The sequence below is a fragment of the Paenibacillus sp. P36 genome, from assembly GCF_045866505.1.
Taxonomy (GTDB): Bacteria; Bacillota; Bacilli; order Paenibacillales; family NBRC-103111; genus Paenibacillus_E; species Paenibacillus_E chondroitinus.
Window position 1 is genome coordinate 7905060 of record NZ_AP038372.1, and the last position, 22676, is coordinate 7927735.

The 22676-nt window shown below is 43.3% G+C and carries 20 protein-coding genes; 4 read left to right on the forward strand and 16 right to left on the reverse strand.

What is annotated here, in order from left to right:
- The first annotated feature begins 69 nt into the window (after positions 1-69).
- Complete coding sequence (locus tag ACKTT9_RS34700) at positions 70-897, forward strand: DUF2935 domain-containing protein (protein WP_157317746.1); 828 nt, start codon at positions 70-72, stop codon at positions 895-897.
- Positions 898-1178: 281 nt separating this feature from the next.
- Here the strand turns inward: ACKTT9_RS34700 and ACKTT9_RS34705 are convergent, their stop codons facing one another.
- Together ACKTT9_RS34705 and ACKTT9_RS34710 are read right to left on the reverse strand one after the other, a co-directional pair.
- Entirely contained in the window at positions 1179-1856 is a 678-nt protein-coding gene (locus ACKTT9_RS34705) for an HD domain-containing protein (protein WP_407873175.1), read from the reverse strand.
- On the reverse strand, positions 1856-2740 hold the full coding sequence (locus ACKTT9_RS34710; protein ID WP_407869583.1) for a TrmB family transcriptional regulator: 885 nt from the start codon (positions 2738-2740) through the stop codon (positions 1856-1858). Before ACKTT9_RS34710 ends, ACKTT9_RS34705 begins: the two co-directional genes overlap by 1 nt.
- A 244-nt stretch (positions 2741-2984) precedes the next feature.
- Here ACKTT9_RS34710 and ACKTT9_RS34715 point away from each other — a divergent pair, with 244 nt between their 5' ends.
- Complete coding sequence (locus ACKTT9_RS34715) at positions 2985-3437, forward strand: flavodoxin (protein WP_127453647.1); 453 nt, start codon at positions 2985-2987, stop codon at positions 3435-3437.
- Between the two features lie 322 nt (positions 3438-3759).
- Here the strand turns inward: ACKTT9_RS34715 and ACKTT9_RS34720 are convergent, their stop codons facing one another.
- From ACKTT9_RS34720 to ACKTT9_RS34755, 8 genes are all read right to left on the reverse strand, one after another.
- Positions 3760-4446, reverse strand: a complete 687-nt coding sequence (locus tag ACKTT9_RS34720; RefSeq protein WP_407869584.1) for an MgtC/SapB family protein — start codon at positions 4444-4446, stop codon at positions 3760-3762.
- Positions 4447-4619: 173 nt separating this feature from the next.
- Positions 4620-4979: a hypothetical protein gene (locus tag ACKTT9_RS34725; RefSeq protein WP_407869585.1), complete on the reverse strand. Its 360-nt coding sequence runs from the start codon at positions 4977-4979 to the stop codon at positions 4620-4622.
- Positions 4980-5793: 814 nt separating this feature from the next.
- Positions 5794-6612, reverse strand: a complete 819-nt coding sequence (locus tag ACKTT9_RS34730; RefSeq protein WP_407869586.1) for a helix-turn-helix transcriptional regulator — start codon at positions 6610-6612, stop codon at positions 5794-5796.
- Positions 6613-6846: 234 nt separating this feature from the next.
- Entirely contained in the window at positions 6847-7761 is a 915-nt protein-coding gene (locus ACKTT9_RS34735; protein ID WP_407869587.1) for a M23 family metallopeptidase, read from the reverse strand.
- On the reverse strand, positions 7755-8873 hold the full coding sequence (locus ACKTT9_RS34740) for a serine hydrolase (RefSeq protein ID WP_407869588.1): 1119 nt from the start codon (positions 8871-8873) through the stop codon (positions 7755-7757). Before ACKTT9_RS34740 ends, ACKTT9_RS34735 begins: the two co-directional genes overlap by 7 nt.
- On the reverse strand, positions 8870-10270 hold the full coding sequence (locus tag ACKTT9_RS34745) for a DCC1-like thiol-disulfide oxidoreductase family protein (RefSeq protein WP_407869589.1): 1401 nt from the start codon (positions 10268-10270) through the stop codon (positions 8870-8872). The genes ACKTT9_RS34740 and ACKTT9_RS34745 overlap by 4 nt, the downstream gene beginning before the upstream one ends.
- A gap of 13 nt (positions 10271-10283) precedes the next feature.
- Positions 10284-10970 (reverse strand): DUF5819 family protein, encoded by a 687-nt coding sequence (locus tag ACKTT9_RS34750; RefSeq protein WP_407869590.1) that lies wholly within the window; start codon positions 10968-10970, stop codon positions 10284-10286.
- A gap of 68 nt (positions 10971-11038) precedes the next feature.
- Positions 11039-11383, reverse strand: a complete 345-nt coding sequence (locus ACKTT9_RS34755) for a hypothetical protein (RefSeq protein ID WP_407869591.1) — start codon at positions 11381-11383, stop codon at positions 11039-11041.
- Between the two features lie 565 nt (positions 11384-11948).
- Here ACKTT9_RS34755 and ACKTT9_RS34760 point away from each other — a divergent pair.
- A complete protein-coding gene (locus ACKTT9_RS34760) occupies positions 11949-13235 on the forward strand; it encodes an efflux RND transporter periplasmic adaptor subunit (protein ID WP_407869592.1) in 1287 nt (428 codons plus the stop codon).
- Positions 13236-13282: 47 nt separating this feature from the next.
- Complete coding sequence (locus ACKTT9_RS34765; RefSeq protein ID WP_407869593.1) at positions 13283-16399, forward strand: efflux RND transporter permease subunit; 3117 nt, start codon at positions 13283-13285, stop codon at positions 16397-16399.
- A 70-nt stretch (positions 16400-16469) separates the two neighbouring features.
- Here ACKTT9_RS34765 and ACKTT9_RS34770 read toward each other — a convergent pair whose 3' ends face one another.
- The 6 genes from ACKTT9_RS34770 to ACKTT9_RS34795 all read right to left on the reverse strand — a co-directional run bounded on the left by ACKTT9_RS34770 (position 16470) and on the right by ACKTT9_RS34795 (position 22674).
- A complete protein-coding gene (locus ACKTT9_RS34770) occupies positions 16470-17159 on the reverse strand; it encodes a response regulator transcription factor (protein WP_326060775.1) in 690 nt (229 codons plus the stop codon).
- Positions 17156-18631 (reverse strand): ATP-binding protein, encoded by a 1476-nt coding sequence (locus tag ACKTT9_RS34775; RefSeq protein WP_407869594.1) that lies wholly within the window; start codon positions 18629-18631, stop codon positions 17156-17158. The genes ACKTT9_RS34770 and ACKTT9_RS34775 overlap by 4 nt, the downstream gene beginning before the upstream one ends.
- A gap of 5 nt (positions 18632-18636) precedes the next feature.
- On the reverse strand, positions 18637-19386 hold the full coding sequence (locus ACKTT9_RS34780; protein WP_407869595.1) for an ABC transporter permease subunit: 750 nt from the start codon (positions 19384-19386) through the stop codon (positions 18637-18639).
- Positions 19379-20116: an ABC transporter ATP-binding protein gene (locus tag ACKTT9_RS34785; protein ID WP_407869596.1), complete on the reverse strand. Its 738-nt coding sequence runs from the start codon at positions 20114-20116 to the stop codon at positions 19379-19381. Before ACKTT9_RS34785 ends, ACKTT9_RS34780 begins: the two co-directional genes overlap by 8 nt.
- Before the next feature lie 65 nt (positions 20117-20181).
- Entirely contained in the window at positions 20182-21105 is a 924-nt protein-coding gene (locus ACKTT9_RS34790; RefSeq protein WP_157317736.1) for a hypothetical protein, read from the reverse strand.
- A 411-nt stretch (positions 21106-21516) separates the two neighbouring features.
- Positions 21517-22674 (reverse strand): Ger(x)C family spore germination protein, encoded by a 1158-nt coding sequence (locus tag ACKTT9_RS34795; protein WP_407869597.1) that lies wholly within the window; start codon positions 22672-22674, stop codon positions 21517-21519.
- Positions 22675-22676: the final 2 nt, after the last annotated feature.

Sequence of the window (22676 nt, forward strand, 5' to 3'; positions counted from 1 at the left end):
ATACACTTCGGTATGTGAAATATCGGCAAGGCTTGGCCCGAAGTTAAGAGACCTAGGAGGAACCTTTCCATGAGCCTGAATGAAACCATTACGCCTTGGCAGGAACATTTGTTTTGGGTTGAAATCCTGCAGGATCATGCCATTTTTGTGGACGAGGCGCTTGCCAATGAAGAGGTACAATGGATCAGCATTGCCAAACGGTACATAGCGGCATTCACCGAACTGCGCAACCGTATTTTGAAAACAGATCCTTCCCTCCCGGTCTCCTCGGAAACCATGATTCAGCTCTCTAAAGACATATACCCCGTTGCCCATGGGTACTACCAGTTTGAGGGCTTTATGCAGCATTTACGCATAGAAAATAAGGTCGTCATCTCGCTGACGCCTGTGTATTTCAACGGAACTTTATTGGAAAACGGCGAGTATCTGCGGATTTTACACGCTTGGATGAACGGTGTGCCTTACGAGCCCCTGCCGCTTGTTGCGCTGATGGAGATGTGGCTGGAGGATCAACTTGGACATACCGTGCTGCTGAGCAATCATTTGGATCCAACGGAAATGGAACTGCTAAAAAGCACCCAGCAATACGCGCAGCAATTCAGCGCCCATATCGTCAAAAACACCGCCATCCGCGGTTTCCTCCGCTTCACAGCACCGGGTTTCCCGGTTCAGCAGAAGTTCGCCAGACAAGTTGCAGAAACAGTGATCGGCTTCTATCGACTCGTCGAAGAGGTCATCCGCGAATATCAGCATACGGAGTTGCTTAGCCGCCTGACCTTGCGTTTCCTTGAGCACCACCTGCCGGAAACTTGCTATTTCTTGCATAAGCTGGCTGCTTACAACGTGGAGATTCTTAGTTTGCCGAATTGTCCGCTGACGAAGCCGTCATTTGAGTAAAAAAATAAACCGTCAGGCTTATTGCCTGGACGGTTTTTTATATTAGCAGGAAAATATGGAGGCAAATTTCATTATGCGTCGATCAGTCGATCGATTGAACTTGAAAAATACCGTTCATTCAACCACATTGACCTATTTTTGAGGTTTCCATTGCAATTTAGCTGGAGCAAATCCAGTTAAACCTCTCAGTTGGCCTCATCCGGATAAATTAACGGGAGCATATCCCTCTAATAGCCCCGCACTAAAGTCGGCAACGCACACAGCTTCTTACCGCAAAGCAATTACCGCTCGCCTTCCCACTCGGCATAAAACTGCTCGAGGTACTGCCCCATGAAGCGGTGCCGCTCCTCCGCAAGCTTGCGCGCGTAGGCGGTATTCATCAGCTCCTTCAGCTTAAGGAGCTTCTCGTAAAAGTGATTGATCGCGGTGTCATTTCCCGCGCGATATTCCGCTTCCGTCATGTGCTCACGCGCCGTGACGGAGGGATCATGAATCGGGCGGCCCTTCCAGCCCGAATAAGCAAATACGCGCGAGATGCCTACCGCGCCTATGGCATCCAACCGGTCGGCATCCTGCACGACCTGGCCCTCAAGCGTGCGCATCGGAGGCCGCGCGCCGCCCTTGAACGACATCGTGCTGATGATCTCCAGCACGTGATTCACGGCGGCCGCCGGCGTACCGCTGGCGGCCAGCCATGCTTCCAGCTCGCGCTGCGCAGCGGCTGGATCGGCGTTCAGCTTCTCGTCGACGACGTCGTGAAGCAGCGCCGCAAGCACGCAGACGAAAGCGTCGGCGCCCTCTTGGGCGGCGATGCGCTTCGTCGTCTGCACGACGCGATAGATGTGCCACCAGTCGTGGCCGCTGCTATCGCGCTCCAGCTTTTCCTTCACGAGCGCCTCCGCCGCGAGTAAAATGCTCTCTTGTTGTTCTCTCGTCAAGTGTTCTCCATCATGCTGCATCATTTCTTCTTTTTCCTCTTTCCTTCACCAGCTTTACTTTCATCCGTTGTGGATGCCGGTTCTCCCTCAACGGATGGCGTATCCTTCTCTCTGCCTTCGGGAACCGTGTATTTCTGGATAATTTTCTTAAAATTTTTCCCATATTTATCTTCAAGCTTCGCGCCCATATCCTGCTGCAGCTCGTGAATCACCACATCACGCCAAAAACTATTGAGCAGCAGCTCAACCATCGCTGGATGCTCGGTCAACATCGCAAGCGTCGGCTCATCGCCGCCTCTTGTGCCGACAATGGCCAGCTTGCGGTCGATCAGCAGCGTAAATTTCCTCCCGTTGCGTTCGTTCCACGTAGCATCACGTTTATGCGAGAATTGCTGTACGCTGCTTGGCAGAGCCGCATCTCCAATCGCCGAAACAAGCAGGCGCACACCTTGTGCGGGTACTTTCCGCAGCTCTTCCTTCAGCAGCTGCGCCTCCTGCGCCCAAAGGTCGCAAAGGACTTCCTCCTTCGCTTTCCTCAGCTCTGTTCGGATACGATCCAGCACCTTCGTGTCGCCTTCCAAGCTGAAATACTCCGACCGGTGCGCACCCTGCTTCGGCATGTGCTCTTTCACGTAGCGGATTGACGCTTGCAGCTCCGCCTCAACACGCTCGCCGATCTCCTCGATCGGCACGCTTTGGTAGTGCGTCGGCTCACCGTGACTGGTGAGCACCGCACCTTTCTCCGCAAGCTTCTGGAGCGCGGAGTACACATTCGAACGCGATACGCCAAGCTGCTTGGCGATTTCATAACCCGTCTGTGTGCCGCTTTCGGCAAGCACATGCAGGCACTTGGCTTCCAAGTCGGTGAAGCCGAGATTTTTCAAATGCAGGTGGATATCCTCCATGCCAGTTCCCCTTTTCATAAGCTGCGATAAGTTCATGTTTTCGATATTGTAACATGATTTCTTCCTCGAAGTCGTATAGTCCTTCCTTGCCGACCATCTCAGCCAAAAATGTTCATTCTCAATATATTCTCAATTATATGTTGACAATGATAATCATTATCAAATAATATGAAGATGGTTGGTAACAGCAGGACATTTACAAGATGACTACATACCTATAAAAACATTTCGTGGAGGGATTCCCATGCCAAAAATCATTATCGTTTACGCCAGCATGTCAGGAAATACGGAGGAAATCGCTGAAGAAATTGCAGCAGGCATACGTGAGGCAGGCATTGAGCCAGTTGTAAAATCCGTTATGGATGTGAGCGGTGTAGATCTCGTGAACTACGATGGTATTCTACTTGGAGCTTATACATGGGGCGATGGCGATTTACCAGACGAATTCGAAGACTTCTACGATGAATTAGAAGATCTGGATCTAAGTGGGCGCAAATCCGGCGCATTCGGCTCTGCTGACTCTTCCTACACACACTTTGGTGCAGCTGTAGACACAATCGAAGAGAGACTTGCCGAGATCGGAACGGAGAAAGTGTTTGACGGTTTGAAAATCGAATTTAATCCGACTAGCGAGCAAAAGAAATTATGTCGTGAACTTGGCGCGAAATTCGCTGCTGCTGTCGCTGTTTCGGCCTAATACATGTTGGCGGGCTTTGGCACTTCGCTGGGCTCGCTTCTTATTGAAGCCGACCTATGTTGCACTTCTTACAATCAAATTGATCGAATTAAGCACCTCTTCAGCTTTTCGTTGTACAATGTGCAATTAATTTTGCTGAAATCACCCCATTCACTGCCATTTGGCTAATAATGTTGTACTTCGTACAACGAGCAGCCCTTCAGGCTGCAAAAAGCACCACTTTCGCTGCAAAAAATGCAATGAAGCTCCACAACAGCTCAACTGTGCTCCAAACAAAAAGGATCGGAACACAGCTGCTTCGCTGCTGCTCCAATCCCTATTTTTACAAAGTCTCTACTTCGGCCATTTCAATATACGGCATACTCTTTAACTCTTCATATACTTCTGATGCATACTTACGGTCAATGAAAACAATGAAATTGAGTTCCTGCAGCTCATGACTCAACTCTTTGATGTGTACACTTTTCATTCTATATCCTCTAGCAATAATGTCCTTGATGATATTCGTTAAACTACCCTCATGGGAAACGATGAGTTTGACCCGCAAATCCTTCATCAGCAGCGGTCTTGGCCCCATTTTTTTAATATAATACGGCAATACCACGACACTCACCATAATTAGCAGCAGTCCCACAAACGCTTCAACAAAAAAACCTGCACCAATGGCAATTCCTAGTCCAGCCGCTCCCCAAATCATTGCCGCCGTCGTTAGTCCAATAATGACATCATTATGCTTCCGAAGTATGACGCCTGCGCCAAGAAATCCGATTCCGCTAACCACCTGCGCCGCAAGCCGCATAGGATCCATGACATGTAGCCCGGGAACCGCATATTTATTCGCAGATTCAATAGATACTATTGTTAGCAAGCAACTGCTTAAACAAATGACCAGAGAGGTTTTGAGTCCAAGAGGTTTATTTCTGATTTCTCGTTCTAGACCAATAATTAAACCGAAGATAGCTGCAATTCCTAATTTTATTAAATCATGTATGTCTACTGTTACTAGCATCGTTGTTGTCTCCCCTATTTTTGAAGTCATTTACAATATATTAACATTAACGAGGTATATATAAATAGGGATGAATGAATTGCTTTTTTAGTCAAAAAATACAAAAAAACCTTCTAGAGTTGTTCACTCTGGCAGGCTTCTTTTATATGCTTATTTTCACGTATTTCAGAGATTCATTTAGAACCTTTCTTCATTGAAACGGATACAAACATACTTACTACGAACGCTGGAACAAAAATGACAGACATCGTGAACCAGCTCCAGTCAAACACACCCCGTATAAGCATGGTTATAACCCCAACTATTGTAAAAAATATCATTAGTATCAAGAAATATATTCCTGTTTTCTTATCCAAACCCAATCTTCGATTTTTCTTGATGAGAAATATGATGGAAATAGTAGTAGAAATAATAATTGCACCTATCCATCCAATCGTTGGGGCGTACTCAACATAGTTTTTACCGTACAGAGCAAACAGCATAAAGACTATGTTACATGCCATAGCAAAAATTACTAATCGGTTATTTTTCATCTAATTCTCCTATGCGGTATGAAGCTTTATTCATATCGTAGCGATTCATTAGGATCACATTTGGCGGCCTATACTGCCCCTAGTGTTGTTAATGTCATAGATTCAATTAAAAACTGCATCAATATGCTTCCCCGCGTGGCGCCTAATGCTAACCCAATACCGACTACAACCAGCGAAATTCCCTCAATGCCACTTATTATAGCTGTCATGGTCTTCAGAATGCCTAGCTGGAAAATTTCTTTTCTTTTAAAGTCACTTTCTACTTAAATTCTTTACTACTAACATACTATTGTTTATTTCACTTATAGTAATACTTAATAGAACTATTCCTACAAGTAGTATAATAAGCTCCGTGTACAAAAAATCTTTCGTAATTAAGAGGTACACACCATTGAAAGTAATTACTATGGGGGAAATCAATAACACAAAGTGTCTCCACATAAAAAATAATCCTCCAGTAAATATAGGTAGTGAACTTTATCCTCTCGAAATATAATTTTCCGCAACAGCAACAGTCGATACTAGGCAATGATTTGTCTGTGGATGGATTGCTTTTAAATTAACTGTAGCAGGAGATAAAATAGTAGACCGAAACACCATTTTTTTTATAATAGCCATATAGATTTTAAGTAGTGACCTTTAGGTAATTACTCAAAGCTAATGAGAATTTGTCCATCTCCGAATCACATTTTCTTGCGACTTTAATAATTTTCTTTCCTACGAAATTAATCACACCATCGATTGTCCCCTAAAGTTTCACTTATCTAAAATATCACTCTTTTCAACATGGAATTAAATACCACAAACAAGGTATTCATACCATAAACTTCTTAATAAATCCCCCCCTATCATGGCACTTCGTTTTACTATAAACCTTCTTAAGTGTATGCCTCACCGTAGCCTCTGAAATGCCTAGTGCAAGTGAAATCTGCAAAGCACTCTGATTTTGCAACCAGCCAAAGCCAATTTCCTTTTCACGATTTGTTAGAGAAAAGAGATCAAAATGCTCATAAATCAATGCCTGTTTACTTATTGGATCAGCTAACATCATTCGAGATTCTATGTCGCTTATCAACCGTTTTAATAATGAGGCAACCAAACATAAATTCTCTGTCAGAGAAACGGAAAGATTCAAGTAACCTCGTATTTGATTTCCAAGCTTAACCGGAGAACACATACCACTCCATTTCGAAAAAAATGTCAAGCTGTGCTCCAAACCTTGCACGGCTACCAACGCATCCAATTGCATTGAAAGGGAAATTGCGTTAATGCCGGCATGTTCTAAAGCAAACGATGTCCCCTTACCAACATTCACAGCCTCCAATTTATTTACTATATTTGTTGGTCCAATAAATTCTAGTGCTACTCCGTTCCGATTTGTGAATATGATTAAGTGCGGATTCATTATCGCTTGAGAGAGAGCATTTATCTCTTCTTTTGAAACTACCATAAGTGTTACATCCATATGTTCTTGTCTCTCTGTCTCTGCTACTCGAAACGGTAACGTTGCAGTATCTCGGTCTATTCCAGTTTTCATAAATGTTGCATTCCATAATTCAATTTTCTCAGTTTCTATTGTCGATAAACGAATCCACGAATACTCCGAACTTGCTCCCTCCCTAAAAATATTCATTTTGATCCCCCTCTCACAGTGGAGAATAATATTCCTTATTTTCATAAAATTTACTTTAAATAGATTTTACAGTAAGTACATTGAAATTAGCAAGCATTTACATTTAAGGTGATTTTCATCTTAAAAACAAAAAGCCCGGACAGAGTCGTGCACTCTTTCCAGGCTTCAATTTAATAGAAAAACCGCCAATATCGGCCTATATAATTTTTAACTTAGTCGTGTTATTAGTTTAAATTAATTTTTTACAATACTATTTTTGATTAATATTCTTTCATCAAACATTATAGAAACTGGAACCCCATTAAATAAGTTATTAGATTTTTCAGTCGCATGTATGTGTAAATGGGGTTCAAATGACTTTCCCGAGTTTCCTACCTTACCTAATAATTGCCCGACTTTTACTTCTTGATTTTCCTTGATAAGGATACTATTTTTCATCAAGTGAAGAATAAATACAAACTTTCCTTGTGATTCTATAACTACCACATTCCCTAAAGAATTACTATTATAGTACCCCGGAAAATTATCTTGAGCTCTGTCAATCACTTTGACAACTTTACCTTGAACTGGGCTGTACACATTTTCAGCATATATTTCAAAGTCTTCTAATGCAAACCTCATTTTAAAACTACCACGTAACCCAAATTTATTCATTTTCACTATATCAATTCCGAATTTTTGCGAAGGATGTTTATAATGATGATTCAAAATTTCGTGAGAACCTCCACTAGCAACAAAATAAACACCATTATTTAATGGGAACTCTAGACGTAAGACATCACCTTCTACTTTTTTTGAATCTATCATAATTGAAATAGCATACATGCCAACAATTAATTGAAGTAGTGAGACACTATATAAGATGATTCTTAGTCCTCCCCTTACTACTCCTTTTACTCTGAACCAAGGTTTCCCAAGGTTTCTTTTAATAGAAATAAAGCTAACTACAACATACAGAATAATAGTAATAATTCGGGAGTAATAACTAATAAATATCCAATCTCCCGAAATTACAAACCAACTTAAATATCCAAATAAAAATAACATTAAGAATACTATATCTATCTTGCATTTAAATTTGTACTTAACAAGTATTAATAGAAGTATATTAGGAAAAAGCATCAATAAAAAAAGTACAAATACTAACATTTTAGAAAACTCAATCGACTTATCACATCTTCTCTAAAATAAACATCTTTTAAAATTCTTGATATAAATTTTTCAATCTTTTTGTTTAACCACAAAATATCAACCATTTCTTCATCGTGAATAAAAATAGCTAGTGCAAACCTATTCCCCTGAGTATCAGTCACATACAAAGCATTAGTATTAATGAACAGTGTTGAACCGCCTTTATATCCAACCCGATAAAATTGAGAATTAGCCTTTGATGGTATGTCTAATACATCTAACAAGATTCGTTCAATTTCTGGAGGAAAATAGTTTTTAGAGTTAATTTTATTCATTACATTAGCATAGTCGTATGTCGAAGCTCTTGTCATTTTATTTGAAATCACACGCTGTATGCCATTATTTGAAGATATATTCTTATATCTTCTACTACTAATATAATTGTCGTTTTCATGACATAGATTATGGATTTTTTTTGAGATTTCAATAAACTCTTCATTTGCCATCATTTTCAATCTTAATAGTATTTCCTTCCCATTAAGCTTTTCATTTTCTTTTAAATATGCCGCGACCATAAAGGAAGAGCTGATAGGAAATATCTCTTCATGAGACTCAAGAGATAACTCTTTCAATAAATCATTTATGAATTTCAGCCCTATAATAGATATAAGATATTCAGTATTTGCATTTGAACTGAATCTAATCATTCCTTTCACAATTTGATTCAATTCGACAGAGTTATTATAAATTAATGAATTCTCATCTAGATAGCTCAACCATTCCTCGTGAGCATTACCATCTGTTTTTGAAATGTAATATTTGTTTAACTCTGACAGAGGAACCAAAGAATCATGAGCCAATTTTTTTTCATTAACTTTATTTGCGTATGCTATTGCAATTATTACCTTGACTGTACTCGCTAAGGGCATTGGATTATTGCTACTGTAATCAAGTATGATTACATCATTTTGAATGAAACATATAGAAGATTTGTTAGGATTTTTCTCAAAAAAATTTAAAACATCCTGTTCATTCTTTTTTTCGTCATGCTTCTTCAGAAACATAACTAGTATAACGATCAAACAGATAATTAGAACAATGCTTGAGGATACCCCTAAAAACAAGTTCATTTTTTCATCTCTCCAATTGAATTAGCCTTATGTATAACTTCCAATTGACAATCTTCATTGCAGGTATTGATAGGAATAATCATTCTTCTCCTTGCAATCCAATCATATATGCGATTGCCTAACCCAATATGTTTTACTAGAAACAACAGAGGTAAAATTATATACAGTATTGGTAATCTCTTTGTGATTTGAATAAATGAATCCATTCCATTTACCATACGTTTTTCTTCCACGTAGTAACTATGCATTCTTTTTTCTAGTTCTGTTTCCTGAGTACCAAAAAAATGATCAGAAACACCTCTAAAAGAAATAAATTCAATTAAGTCAAATACGTCAATTTTCTTTATTCTTTTGATAATATTTGAACAACTAGAACACCAACCATCATAAAGTACAATAATTCTAAATTTACGAAAATACTTTGTACTAAGTTGCTTATTAATTTTACGTGAAAATTCCCAAATATCTTTATAAAATAACATGTAGTGTTGCATCATTTTTTTATACTCTCCATCGCTAAATAACAGTAACTCCATAAAAATCATAGCAAGTGAGAATGAAATTAATCCCATTGTAGCTGCAATGCCTAAATGAAACATCACCATACAGAATACAGCTAATAGTTTAATTCTTCTGAGAAGTATAAAAAATGGGAAAAATAATTTTATTAGTATTCCGAAATATGCAAGTACTACACTTAAATATATATTATCAAAGACAAAATCTTTAAATCCAGGCACTGAGAATGCTTCTACTTGTGATATGTAATATATAGCTGTTCCATTATTCCAGCTTTCACCCATAATTTGAAATATTGCAGAAATAAAATAAACAATACATAACTGAATAATACATATATATACAAAAAAATTATGAAATATTTTCCCTACAACAGTGACTAAATTCTCCTTACCCTTTTCAATCTCTGACTCTCTTTTAAATATAGAGTCTATCGAAAAATATTCTGTCGTTTTCATAAACATCATGTAGAAAAAAACAAGATATAATAGATTGTCTCCACCGTCACCTATATGAACCATTCTATTATATAAAGAACTATAGAACACATAATTGAGTACTGTGAAAATTCTTCCTTTATAGCCTAGAGTAAATACTACTGCAACTATTATGCCAAAATTATAAATTAAATCAAAAAAAAGAAAATCATCAGATAAATTATATAAAGATAAAACACTTGACTTGTACTTTTTTGTATATATGTTTACCCCATACTCACTAAACAAATAATACCGATGCGAGTAATGTAACATGTAGAAATAAATTATCGATAAACCGAAGCAAACTCTTAACAAACTCGTCCCAACTAAATACTTATCCTTAGAAAAAAAATTAATTATTTCTTCTGTTTTATTATAAGCAAATTTATTAAACTCCATTTTTTCTCCTTCACTAAGGTAAGGCTATAACATCTTCTAGATTATCTCTCCAATCCAAGATTATTCTATTTTCATCTTTTTGAAAATTTGTATCATTCCTCTTGGAAAAAGGGATGGTTTCTTTAATGCAAACAAGCAATTTAATTGCTTCAATTTTTTGGTTCGGGAAGAGCGTTTTAGCATACGAATACGCATATCTATAAAGACCATCTTTAGCATTTTCGTGTGATTCCATAAGTGATTGGTTAACCTTCTCTTCGGTATTCTCAGCTAAATTTTTTTTTACTACTTTCATTGTTAAATCACTCACTAGATTCAACTGTAATTGTGAAACTAAACCGTTATTTATTCTTAATAGCCTATTATACGGTGTAAAGAAACTCTTATTATTGACATCTATCATTGGAGTAGTAATATCAATCCAGTTAATCTCTTTTTCATCTTTTTTCAGTGATTCCCCATAATATCTTACATCCATGTATACATAATAATTAGTACTAATAGGATCAGGTGCAAATAGATGCCAGTTTTGAGCAAAAAATAATTGAGTGTACGAATCCGTAACAATCTTATACCTTGTTGAAATGGGATTAACTGGACATACATGAAGTAAGATCATTGAAAAATGAAAAAAAAAGAATATTCCTAAAGAAATTAAAATTACAAGTAAAACTATTGATCTATACAAACCGTATCTCATAAATGTCTCCTAAATATTTGAAATAAAGCCCCCCCTAAAAATAAGAGGGGCATCTAATTCATTTATCTTTATTTATCAAAGATCACATCAATATCTTTAATGCCAAACTCAGGATCAGATGCACCTTCTGGAAGACCAAAAATTCTAGTTGCACCTTTTACAGCAGCAGTTACTACTTGTTTACCATAGTAGGTTACTGCTGCTGTTCCATAAACGTAAGCTTTCTGAGCAACCTTCGCTGCAGCAACCAAACTCGCTTGAGGTTCATTACTTGAGGATCCTGTGAACGAAGTATTATCAATTGCAACAATCTTTGTTTCTAACATGTTACTAGAGCTCTGTGACGCACTAACACTAATACTAGCCGTGAATAATATCACTATTGATACAAATACAACAAATAATTTTTTCATAATTTCACCTCCTCTCAAATTACAGCTATACACTTAAACAATAGCCCAAATATAAAATTAGAAAAATACCCCAAATTGGGTATAATAAATACAATTTTCTTAATACCCCCTCCTCTATAATGACAATTTATTTTTCTATAATCCTTTTTAAGTCTATACTCAAAGTGGACTTTAAACTGCCAACGACTAGTGAAATCTACAGTTGTTTTGATTTTGCAACCAAGTTAGCCCTATTACTTTATCTCAATTTGTAAGAGAATAAAGATTAAATACTCATAAATGAACATCTTCATAATGCAGCGATTGACATCGTATCAAATTATTGATTTACTTCCTCTTTTACATAAGATGCTCTCCTAACCCCAAAAATAATATTGACCACAAGTCACTTTATTGTTATAAATGAACTTATATAATGTTAATCATTAGGTTTTTATTGTCCTTCCATGGATCGCGAATCAAATATTCTTACTCATTTGAACCAATTAAACCAAAAAGTTGACCAAAAGTCATACTTAAAGCAATGTCTGATCTTATACACCATTAATAATTAGGGGGCTCAATCATGGCTGCTCGTTCAAAACAACCGAAAGACGATATCGTAAGAACAACCGGAAAATTCCTACATAAAACAGGTTTTGTAGTCATCCTGGCCGCCGTTGCGCTCACAGGCTGCTCCAGCAAAGCCCCATTATCTTCCGCAACAACAGCTGAGCATGCGGCAGAGGCAGCGATTAAGCCTGTAAAAACAGCTAAGGTTGCCACACAGGCATGGGCAGGTGCTAAGACACTCACAGCCGATGTGGTTCCTTCATTAGAGTTGAATGTCGTGCTCAAGGTGGATGGCGACGTGAAGTCCGTCCTGAAGAAACGCGGGGAACAAGTCCAAAAAGACGATGTGATCATCGAGCTGGATAATAAAGATTTGCTTCGCCAAAAACAAAAACTGCTTTATGCCAGAGCCAGTCTCGAAGAACAATTGTCCAAGGCCAAAAAGGATTGGGATGACGGCATTCTGGAGTTAACCAACAATATTGCCATAACTCAGCAGTCCTTGGACGATGCAAACAAGCAATATAACCGGATTTTGAATGACTATGACACCGGGCAGGCAACGAAAGACCAGAAAGAGCAAATGGAATCTCAAGTCAAACCGTTGAAACTCAATCTTCAAACTTTGCAGCAGAAGCTTCAAACGCTCCAAAATACCCAACCGCTAGCCGCCATCCAATACCAATTGCAGGCTAACGATATTGATTTGCAGGATGCTGATGTCAACCTCGCTTATTTTGAAGTCAAGGCGCCTGCGTCTGGACTTTTGACCGAAATGCCCATTGAGGAAGGAATGACGCTGGCCAGAGGACAAAAAATCGGCGTCGTGCAGCGGCAATCACCGATCAAAATCCGCGCTGAAGTAACGGAAGCGGACTTATCGCTCGTGCAGGGCAAAACGAGCCTGATCTTTCAAACGTCGGACTCACCAGATACATATGAAGGTAAAGTGACTTATTTGGCGAACACGGCCAATACCCAGACGAAAACCTATTCACTGGAACTTGAAGCCGCAAACGAAAACGGCCGCCTCAAACCTGGAATGCGCGTGCAGCTTCTACTGGCTGGTGGCGGCGAACAGCAGGTCATCGTTGTGCCGACGAGCAGCATTTTGCGCGAGGATGGCGAGCCCTATGTATTCATTTTGATAGGAGACCATGTTGAAAAAAGGACCGTCAAGCTCGGCCGAAGCAAGGATGACATGACGGAAATTACACAAGGACTGAAGGCAGGCGAGGTATTCATCGTCTCCGGTCAGTACCAACTTAAACATATGGAGAAAGTAGCGCCCGGCCAGTAGTTTTCAATTTTCTAACTGGAACAGCTGGACAGAAGGAGTGAATCCGCTTGATTGCCAAACTGATCAAATATCAAAAGATTACCCTGCTATTCTTTGTCGTGCTCGTGCTGCTGGGCGCCTTCAGCTTTTTATCGTTAAGCCAGCGTGAGAATCCCGAAATCACCGTATCCATGGCTACGGTAAAGACCATCTATCCCGGCGCATCGCCCGAAAAGGTCGAGCAGCTCGTTACCAAGCCGTTGGAAGAGGAAATTAGAAAGATGGAGTCCATCAAGTCGATCGATTCGACTTCTTCTACCAACGTGTCCTTCATTACTGTAGAGATGCAGCCCGGAGTCGATAACAGCCGTGCATGGGATACGCTCAGACAAAAGGTACAGACCGCGCAAGGCAAGCTGCCCGCAGAGGCGGAACAGCCAGAGATCGATGATGATCTAGCCAAGACTTCTGCGCAAATCATTCACTTAATTGTGGAAAACCCCTCTGAGTTGGAGTCCTTACGGTCCATTTCTACAACATGGAAGGACCAGTTGCGCACGGTTTCCGGTGTCAGTGACGTTGAAATTGTTGGGCTTCCCGATCAGGAAGTGAAGGTGATTCTGGACAAGGAGAAGCTCGAAAGCCTGCAGCTTCCTTGGACCCTGGTTATGCAGGCGCTCACCACCGCTCACGACCGCACACCAATTGGGAATGTGGTTGCCAATAATAACAACACTTATGTTCAATTAACCGGCGAATGGAAGTCCGCCAACGATATTGCCGATACGGTTGTTTACCGGCCTGCAGGGCAAGGCAATTCGCTGAGCATTAAAGATGTCGCTGAAGTTAAAATAGGCCCTAAGAAAACGGAAGAGGAGGTCTTCTATCAAGGCAAACCCGCCGTCGATGTCGTCATTTATCCGGCTAAAGGACAAAATATTCCTACTTTGCAAGATGGGATCGACGCAAGGGTTTCCGAATTGCAGGCTCAGCTCCCTCCGCATGTGACGATGGTATCGTTATTTACGCAAAAGGAGAACGTCGATCATCTGTTTGCCGATTTGTCACGGGAGATGTTGATCGGGATGGCTGCGGTACTTGTTGTCTGTATCTTGGGGCTCGCTTTCGGAACGTCCATTATTGTCGCACTCGCGATTCCCGTTTCCATCGCGCTCGGCTTCCTCCCGATCAGCATGACATCCATCGATCTTAATCAGATATCCATTGTCGCGCTGGTCATTGTACTTGGTATTCTTGTCGATGATGCCATTGTCGTTAACGATAATATCGAACGCAGATTGTCTCTGGGCGATTCTCCCCTGGACGCCTCACTGAAAGGCAGCCAGGAAGTTGCGATTTCGATTCTTACGGCAACGATTGCTACAGCAGCCGCTTTTTTCCCGCTGTTTTTCTTAAAAGGCAACATCGGGGATTTTATCAAGCCGATTCCCGTCGTCGTTAGCTTAACTTTAGCCGCGTCGATGGCTATGTCGTTAACCATCATTCCGATTTTCCGCAAATGGAGCAGCGAACGCAGTCTCCGCAAAGGAACCTCCTCTCAGAATAAGCTGCCTGGACTTTTGGGTAAACCTATATGGCTCCTAAGCGAGTTCTATGAAAAGCTCATTCGCCGGCTGCTGCGAAAACCGCTTTTAACTGGAATGATAGGCCTTGTCATTGGTACGGCCAGCTATGGGCTTTTACCCTTTCTAGGCGTTCAGTACTTTCCGAGCGCGGAACGAAGCGAATTTTTGCTTGATGTGAAAATGCCCGTGAACGCCGACTATAAGCAAACCGCCGATATGATGACAAGTTTATCGGTTTGGGCGGCTAAGCAGGACGGGGTTCAGTCTGTTTCTACCTATGCCGGTAGGACAACACCTAAGTTTTACTATGCGGAAACCGCTAATGTCGGAACAAGAATAGGCCAGCTATATGTCAAGGTCGACGAGTCCCGAACCCAAACTGGCAAGCTTGTTTCCGAGTGGCGAGATCAACTCAAGCGTATATATCCGGACATCGAGTTGCTGCCCAGAGAACTGGAACAAGGCCCTCCTGTCGGAGCGCCGATTGCCGTTCGAATCAGTGGCCCGGATTTGAGCGAACTAACATCGCTTTCCAAACAGCTGCAAACGATACTGAAAAACATCCCGGGCACGACTAACGTCTCCGATAGCGTCGGTGATGAAACCTATACCGTAGATCTGCAGCTCGATCAGGAGAAAGCACGTTATTACGGCGTCACGGAGAAGGATTTGTCGGGAACCGCCCGACTCGCAACCGACGGAATTGAGGTTTCCAAATTGCAACTAGGCAACGAGGATATTCCCGTTACCTTATTCAGCAAGGCCAACCAGATGACGTCCGACGAAACGATTGGCGAACTGCTCGTTCCTTCGCAATCCGGGGAACTGTATCCAATCAAGCAGTTCATCAATGTGCAAAACGACCGCATGATCACCTCCGTGCAGCATCGCAATCTGGTACGAACAATTACGGTAAGAGCTTATACGGATGGAAGGTTGCCAGCAGATATTGTCACCGAGCTGCAGCAACAAGTAAACAAACTGGAAAAACCTAACGCCTACACGATTGAATTTGCAGGCGAGAACGCTGATCGGAACGACGCCTTCTCCTCCATCGGCAAGCTTTCAATTGTTGTTGTATGCCTCATTTTCATCATTATTGCAATTCAATTCTATTCATTGTCCATACCGTTCCTGGTCATGATGACTGTTTATTTGGCTATGGGGGGAGCTTTAATCGGTTTATTCATAACCGGTGCGCCAATCGGATTCATGGCGCTCATGGGCTTTGTCAGTCTGGCCGGGATTGTCGTGCGCAACGGCATCGTGCTGGTTGAGTTTATCGAAGATGCCAGACATCACGGTATGGCCTTGCACGATGCCATTGCCGAATCCGGCCGTGCGCGGCTTCGCCCCATCCTGATGACGTCCGCTACCGCAATCAGCGGTCTCCTGCCCATGGCAATTATGGGCGGCAGCCTATGGCGACCGATGGCCGTCGTCATTATCTCAGGGCTTATTGTCTCGACGATCCTTACGCTCATTATCGTCCCTTCCTTCTATTTGCGGTTAGCTCTGTGGAGAGATAAACGCAAGCTGAAGCGGAAGGCGGCAACAGTGCCAAACCCTCCGTCCCATGGCGGAACAACTTCTCTGTAAATTCCAAATAAAAAGACTGCACATGCCCCACATTCCGGGAGCAATGGCAGTCTTTTTCTTCTATATGAAGTTAAATCCGGAACCGGTACCCCGCACCCCAGATCGTCTCAATATACTGCGGATTCGAAGGATCCTGCTCAATCTTCTCGCGCAGCTTGCGGATATGCACTGTAACGGTCGCGATTTCGCCCATGGCATCCATCCCCCAGAGGAGATCGAACAGCTGCTCTTTGCTGTATACCCGATTGGGATTCATCGCCAAATGCGTCAAAAGGTCGAATTCTTTGGTCGTAAACACGACCTCTCGCTCATTCACAAATACGCGGCGCGCCGTTTTATCAATCATTAAACCGCGAATGCGGACCTCATCGTTTTTCGCCTCACGCCGCCCCATCAACCTTTCGTACCGGGCCAGATGCGCTTTGACTCTTGCCACCAATTCGCTGGGGCTAAACGGTTTGATCATGTAATCATCCGCGCCGAGGCCCAAACCGCGGATTTTATCGATGTCTTCCTTTTTCGCGGAAACCATCAATATCGGAATGTCCTTTTCGCTGCGAATGCGCCGGCATATTTCGAAACCGTCGATTTTCGGCAGCATCAAATCAAGAATAATGAGGTCATACTCCGTCGAGAGCGCAACCTGCAGCCCTTTGTCCCCACTGTTCTCGATGTCGACCTCGTAGCCGCTAATTTCCAGGTAATCCCGCTCCAGCTCGGCGATGCTTTGTTCATCCTCTATGATTAAAATCCGGCTCATTCCTGACTCTCCTCCTGCTTGTTAAGCGGTAATGCCATATAAACGGTCGTCCCCTGTCCGATCATGCTGGTTGCGCCAATACGTCCGCCGTGCTCTTCCATGATTTGTTTGGCAATCGCCAGACCCAGCCCGCTTCCCCCGGTCGCGGTGTTACGCGATGGATCCGCCCGATAAAACCGGTCAAAGATATGAGGCAGCGCCTCTTCGGATATGCCTTGACCGGCATCTTTTATTTGAATGACGGCGTTGCCGTCGATTTCTCGGAGTGTTAAGGTGATGCGGCAATTGCCTTCATCACTGTATTTGATTGCATTTTCGATGATGTTGAGCAGCACACGCCGCAGCTTATCACGGTCTGCCGTTACGAGCAAAGGCTCATCTGGCAATTCCGTCAGCTTGAACTGTACGCCTTTTTTCTCCATATCGAATTGTAATTCTTGCGCGCAATCCTGCACATACTGGCCTAGATCCACAGTTTCGAACTGAAACGGGACTTTCCCCAAATCCAGCTTGGAAAATAAAAAGAGCTCGTCAATCAGTCGATCCATATCGGCCGCTTTCGTGTAAATCGTTCGAATATACTTCTCCAGCTTATCCGGAGAGTTCGTGACGCCATCCATAATACCGTGGGCATATCCTTTAATGGCGGTAACCGGCGTCTTCAAATCATGCGAAATGTTAGAAATCAGCTCTTTGCGATTTTCTTCATATTGCAGCTGAAGGTCAACGGATTTCTTGAGCTTGCGCCTCATTTCTTCAAAAGCTCTGCTGAGCTCCCCGATTTCATCATCGGACTGCTGCACCACTTCAAAATCCAGATTGCCTTCCTTGATCTCCTCCGCCGCTCGTTTGAGCGCCTTCAGAGGTTTAATGATGCTGCGAGAAACGAAATAGGTCAGCACACCGTTCGTACCCACAAGGATGAGGATGAATGTCAAAACAACCGATTTGGAAAACTGGTGCAAATATTTCTGAAAGGGGCCTCCATCCAAGAATACAAAAACGGATCCTTTACTTTGATCGGAAAACAGAAAATCCTGCTGCCGAGTTATCCACAGGGAACCCTGATTGCGCTGGAATTGGCCTGATGAGGTACCATAAGCGGGAAGTTTGGAGCTGTTCTGCGCTTCGCCCTCTTTCAAATAGGGAGAGCTATACGTGATTTCTTTATCCTTGCGGATGATAATGCCCATATTGATTTTATGAAAACGGTCCTCCAAATCCTGAATAAACACGGGATCTAGGAACGCGTCGGGTTCGGTTTCCGTTTTTGCTTTCATGTAAGCGACGTTCTCGAGTTCTTGTTCAACGACGCGTTTGATCGGGTTGCCTTGGGAGAAATCGACCTGAAAGCCGGACTTCAATGTGCCGAACGTTGCGATGGAGATTAGAATCACGGCTAGCCCCGATAGGACGAGAGGTACAAGCAGCATGGCAATGTATGAGAGTACCAGCCGTAAGCGAATCGACATCGTGGTCAGATCTCCTTTTTATCGAACAAATAAAAACCTGCTGTAAAAAACAATATACTACACGCTATCAAAAACATAAAGATGCTGCTCACCTTGTCAAGCGCCATGCCGCTTCCAATCATAAGCATATGCCAGTCTGTGTACGCCGTAGGCGAATACGTGGCGATTTGCGGGATGAAAAAGGCGGCCACTTTAAACGCCAAATAAAGAAGTATGCTCACCGTCAATGCGGAGGAGGAGCTGGAGAAGAACTGTGCCAGAAACACAGCGGCGATGCTGAGCACAAGCAGTGGCAGAAAGGCCGCACCATACGCGAGGAACCAATTCATCACTGCGCCAAAGCCGCCAAAGTGCTGGAAAAATAGCGCTGAGATAACGGATGCCAGCAATCCGGCAATTAAGTACAGCGCAATAAAAACACCAAGCGCAATCTGCTTGGAAGCGAACACTTTGAATCGTGAAATGGGCCGCGTCAGTGTGATCTTCATCGTGCGGTCGCCCATCTCACCCGAGAATACATCGGCAGCTCCCATGAAAACGAATAACGGCAGAAAAATACTCGTTAGCAGCCCCAGCATGATGATCGGAAAATCCTGCGAGGCAATCGCTCCGATTCCGATACCGCTTTGAAACTGCGATAACAGCAGCCCTGCCAGGAGCGGAAGCAGCAGCGTAACCGCAAGGAAAAAGATCGTTTTTTTCTTGGACGTTATTTTGACCGTTTCGTTCCAAACGTTGGCGGTTAGGCTATGCATGCGCAGCGAGCCTCCTTACTTCTTTAATTTCGCGCAGATACGCTTCTTCCAGCGTCGCGCTTCCTTGCGCGATCTCCGACACGAGACCCTCACGGACAAGCCGTCCTTGGTGAATGATGCCCATGCGATTGCACATCAGCTCCATTTCATGAATCAAATGGCTGGAGATTAGGAAGGTGATGCGCTCTTCTCGCGCCAGGTGCATAATGATTTCACGGATATGAACCATCCCCTCGATATCCAGACCGTTCGTCGGCTCATCGAGTATGAGCAGTTCCGGCTTCGACAGCATCGCTGCCGCGAGCCCTAGCCGCTGCTTCATGCCTAGCGAGTAACCCGCTACCTTTTCCTTCTGAAAAAGGGTAAGTCCGACGATCTCCAAGACTTCGTCTATGCGCTGCTTACTGATGCCCGGGTAAAATCTCGCGGCCAGCTCCAAATTCCGTCTGCCGCTCATATAGGAATACGCTTCGGCGGTTTCGATCAGGACGCCTACCTTGGCCATCGCCTGCTCATAGTGCGTTGACACAGGATGGCCAAAGAGCTTCACTTCTCCTTGCTGCGCTCTGGCAAGGCCGGTCATGATCTTCATAACGGTCGTCTTCCCGGCGCCGTTGGGTCCGAAAAACCCATAAATGTCGCCTTGCTGCACGGTCATATTCACCTCGTGGATACCACGCAGGTTATTGTAAATTTTCGTGAGACGATTGATTTCTACAACAGGCTTCATGCATTAGCCGCCTTTCAAGATAATAAGGAGGTGGGGGGTTGCCCCTGCCTCCTTCCTTTTTCCCCTTAGTTTCTGTGGTGGGACTTCTCAGGGTCGATCTTGACGGTTTCCAACTGCTTCCCTGTCAAATCTACCGTATCCGGCGTTGTCGAGTTCAGGCTGGACAGTGTCATATCCACACTCAATACGACGTTGTGTGCTGCACCTTGTGCATCTTTACCGGAAATATGAATTTGTGCGGTTTGATTGGTTATATGATTATCGCTGTCCACGCTGGCGTTCACTTCAACTTCATCCATTTTGATGTCGGAAGTTAATTGCGGTAGGCTGTTTTTGAGTGTCGTCACATCAACACCAAGCGTATCTGCCTTGGATGGCATTGGCCGTTGACTGTTTTCCATCGTAGCATGCTTGATAGCCAGGGAACCGATCGTGTTGACAACCGGAGAAATTTGGCTGCCTGACAATTTGAAATGAATCTCCTTCACGTTGCCTGCCGCTTCATCCATGGTGACATAGTTTTTGAGATTGCCGACAAGGGCGTCAACCACATTTTCCACTTCGCTAACAACTTGAGGGTCCGGTGTATGCTCTGCGCCTTCATGATCTTTGAATTTGCCGCCCATGCCCTCTCCTTCCAGTACTTTGTACACATCGGAATCATTTGTTTTTATAATTTGTTTGCCGTCTTGGTTGTAGAAATGAATGGTTTGTTCGTTCGTGCCGTTATTCACGGTCACTTCTGCGCTTCCTGCGTGATTCGCACCGCTGCTTTTAATCGTGGATTTTACGTTAAGCAATGGAGCTCCGTTATCCTGCAGCGTCACGTTCACTTGGCGTGTTACATTGTGCACGGTTGCCGTCTGTTTCACGGCTGATTTAAACGTCTCATACCCGGGCGCATCGCCCACACCGGCGTAAACCGACGTCACCAGCATCATGCTGCCTACCGCCACGCCTAATCCCATCATTGCTAATTTCTTATTCATACCTGCCTGCCTCCGCGTCTTCTAACGCTTTATCTAATTTGGATGCGTTCCTCGCTTCCATGTATTCATCTTATCCCCCCGATCTTAATTGCCTCTAAAACACCTATTAACCTCGCCTAAAACAATTCTTAAATATTTCTAAACTGATGGTGTGACTGTGGGCGGACGATGGCGGAGTCAACTATTTTCATCAGCTAAGCGGAACTACAGGTCCTTATTTGCCCAGCAGATTGAGTTTTTGAGCCAAAAACAAAAAAATAGAGGAACAGAGTTCCCCTACCTTCACCAAATGGTGCAATCCTGGTCAAATAGAGGCTCATAGTTCCCCATCAACCGGCCCCTGGCAGCAGCCATAGCAAAAAGAGGCAAGCTTTCGCTCACCTCTTACAATTACCACGTGCAAAGTACTATTCAGTACTGCTTATCTTCCACCTTCTCTCTCAACATCCCGGTATGCGTGAGTTGAACGTCCACTCGAACGTCCCCTAACTGGTACCCTTCAAGCGGCTGCTCGCCGTTGGAGGTCAGCTTGGCCCATAACCGAAAATTCTGCTTATACAAGACATGCTCCAGCTGATAGATATCGACGCCACGATCTTTTCCCTGTTTGAACGTTTCCTCAATTTCCTCTGCGATCTGCTTTTCAATTTGTTTGCGTACGGACTCCTCATCTACGGTCTCCTGAGATTCAATGGTGAGCGATTTGCATCTCATATGAACATCAAATATCAGATTATCTCCCTTGCGCAGTGTGATTCGCGGTTTCGGCCTATTAATCGAAACGGTTTGAGCAGGCTTCCCGTTGATATAGACGACTAATGGCGAACGGGCGGTGCTTTTCTCCATCCAGCGGTCTCCCTTAAACTGGTTATCTGAAAACCATTCGACCATACTGTTTTTTCCTAGTGCATATACGCCGCTAACTTCCAGCTTGGGATCAGGCTTCTGATTTCTCTTCCAAACATCGTCCCGGATACTCAAAGTCGGTATCATCAACGTATAGCCAGGTTCACGAAGCAAAGCGGCAGCCCTGTACAATCGAAATGGACGTATAAAGGAAAGTTGGCGATAATTTTCAATAGGATGCATCAAAATGGAGGCCATCGGAGAGACATTGAAAAAAGGAACAACGGAGAATATAGCTTCAATTGATTCATCCGTGCTATAGATCCATTGGGTAAATCTTGTTTCACTGTATCGGACAGACCCATCCATAAATTTACTTATCCCCTGCTTCAGAGCAGCGCTGGAGAACAGATAAGCGCTGACATGTCCCCAAAGAACACGCTGTTGCGTCGTTTTGTACAATCGATTGAAGGCTTCATTCACCGTAGCTCCTTCTTCGCGGCCTACCCAAATCTGAGGCTTCTGCCCGGCTTTGCCCCCCTCCTGTTTCGCGACAGAGCCGAAATCCAACATCTGCGCATAGACGATGTAACGCCCTTTTTGGAAGTCGAAGCCTATCGCTGTAAAGTAGTTCGTGTCTTGGATTGTTTTGATATCCCAACAGCCTGTTTGGCTGACGAGAATCAGCAAGCCAATCATCATCCGTCCTATTCGTTTCATCATGA

What these genes read in the sequence shown, in the direction of transcription:
- ACKTT9_RS34780 (WP_407869595.1), bottom strand. Translation starts at nt 19,386, where the DNA reads ATGCATAGCCTAACCGCCAACGTTTGGAACGAAACGGTCAAAATAACG.
- ACKTT9_RS34795 (WP_407869597.1), bottom strand. Translation starts at nt 22,674, where the DNA reads ATGATGAAACGAATAGGACGGATGATGATTGGCTTGCTGATTCTCGTC.
- ACKTT9_RS34730 (WP_407869586.1), bottom strand. Translation starts at nt 6,612, where the DNA reads ATGAATATTTTTAGGGAGGGAGCAAGTTCGGAGTATTCGTGGATTCGT.
- ACKTT9_RS34720 (WP_407869584.1), bottom strand. Translation starts at nt 4,446, where the DNA reads ATGCTAGTAACAGTAGACATACATGATTTAATAAAATTAGGAATTGCA.
- ACKTT9_RS34745 (WP_407869589.1), bottom strand. Translation starts at nt 10,270, where the DNA reads ATGGAGTTTAATAAATTTGCTTATAATAAAACAGAAGAAATAATTAAT.
- ACKTT9_RS34785 (WP_407869596.1), bottom strand. Translation starts at nt 20,116, where the DNA reads ATGAAGCCTGTTGTAGAAATCAATCGTCTCACGAAAATTTACAATAAC.
- ACKTT9_RS34725 (WP_407869585.1), bottom strand. Translation starts at nt 4,979, where the DNA reads ATGAAAAATAACCGATTAGTAATTTTTGCTATGGCATGTAACATAGTC.
- ACKTT9_RS34775 (WP_407869594.1), bottom strand. Translation starts at nt 18,631, where the DNA reads ATGTCGATTCGCTTACGGCTGGTACTCTCATACATTGCCATGCTGCTT.
- ACKTT9_RS34750 (WP_407869590.1), bottom strand. Translation starts at nt 10,970, where the DNA reads ATGAGATACGGTTTGTATAGATCAATAGTTTTACTTGTAATTTTAATT.
- ACKTT9_RS34700 (WP_157317746.1), top strand. Translation starts at nt 70, where the DNA reads ATGAGCCTGAATGAAACCATTACGCCTTGGCAGGAACATTTGTTTTGG.
- ACKTT9_RS34740 (WP_407869588.1), bottom strand. Translation starts at nt 8,873, where the DNA reads ATGAACTTGTTTTTAGGGGTATCCTCAAGCATTGTTCTAATTATCTGT.
- ACKTT9_RS34770 (WP_326060775.1), bottom strand. Translation starts at nt 17,159, where the DNA reads ATGAGCCGGATTTTAATCATAGAGGATGAACAAAGCATCGCCGAGCTG.
- ACKTT9_RS34760 (WP_407869592.1), top strand. Translation starts at nt 11,949, where the DNA reads ATGGCTGCTCGTTCAAAACAACCGAAAGACGATATCGTAAGAACAACC.
- ACKTT9_RS34735 (WP_407869587.1), bottom strand. Translation starts at nt 7,761, where the DNA reads ATGTTAGTATTTGTACTTTTTTTATTGATGCTTTTTCCTAATATACTT.
- ACKTT9_RS34715 (WP_127453647.1), top strand. Translation starts at nt 2,985, where the DNA reads ATGCCAAAAATCATTATCGTTTACGCCAGCATGTCAGGAAATACGGAG.
- ACKTT9_RS34755 (WP_407869591.1), bottom strand. Translation starts at nt 11,383, where the DNA reads ATGAAAAAATTATTTGTTGTATTTGTATCAATAGTGATATTATTCACG.
- ACKTT9_RS34705 (WP_407873175.1), bottom strand. Translation starts at nt 1,856, where the DNA reads ATGCAGCATGATGGAGAACACTTGACGAGAGAACAACAAGAGAGCATT.
- ACKTT9_RS34790 (WP_157317736.1), bottom strand. Translation starts at nt 21,105, where the DNA reads ATGAATAAGAAATTAGCAATGATGGGATTAGGCGTGGCGGTAGGCAGC.
- ACKTT9_RS34710 (WP_407869583.1), bottom strand. Translation starts at nt 2,740, where the DNA reads ATGGAGGATATCCACCTGCATTTGAAAAATCTCGGCTTCACCGACTTG.